General features: G+C 37.5%; 1 protein-coding gene. It reads left to right on the top strand.

Annotation, left to right across the window (positions count from 1 at the left end; translation table 11 throughout):
- Nucleotides 1–829, top strand: an 829-nt coding sequence (locus ACXR6G_RS20110; RefSeq protein ID WP_458363245.1) for a cadherin repeat domain-containing protein, incomplete at both ends; no start/stop codon positions are given.

Here is an 829-nt window from a genome sequence, read left to right as displayed (position 1 = left end):
TTTCAAGATCAATGAAACAACAGGTGTTGTAAGTGTTGCCAATGCAGCATTGATCGATTTTGAAACTGATGAATTTCATAATATTAGAATAGAAGCAAGAAGTACAGATAAATCTGTAATTGCAGCTGATTTTAGAATTGACGTCACAAATGTTGATGGAACAGGTGGCGATACAGATAATGCGATCACTGATCTTCGTGATGTTGATTTGGATGGAAACAGTATTAGTGAGAATATCACCAATGATCAGCCAGTTCATATTACTGCGCTTGCCACCGATGCTGATGGTGATAATATCACTTACTTCCTTTTGGATGATGCAGGCGGACGATTTAAGATTCATGAGACAACAGGAATTGTTACTGTTGCCGATGCCAGTTTAATAGATTTTGAAACTGATGAATTTCATAATATTCGCATAGAAGCAAGAAGTACAGATGAATCTGTAATTGCAGCTGATTTCAGAATTGACGTCACAGATGTTGACGAAACAGGTGGTGATACAGATAATGCGATCACTGATCTTCGTGATATCGATTTTGATGGAAACAGTATTAGTGAGAATATCACCAATGATCAGCCAGTTCATATTACTGCGCTTGCCACAGATGCTGATGGTGATAATATCACTTACTTCCTATTGGATAATGCAGGCGGACGATTTAAAATAGATATCACAACAGGAATTGTTACTGTTGCCAATGCAGCTTTGATCAATTTTGAAACTGATGAATTTCATAATATTCGCATAGAAGCAAGAAGTACAGATTCAAGTGTAATTGCAGCTGACTTCCAAATCGATGTGACTGATGTTGATGGAACAGGTGGC

The organism is Ancylomarina sp. YFZ004, assembly GCF_054254355.1.
The sequence above is the reverse complement of the archived record's forward strand: the minus strand, read 5'-3'. Positions and strand labels throughout refer to the sequence as shown.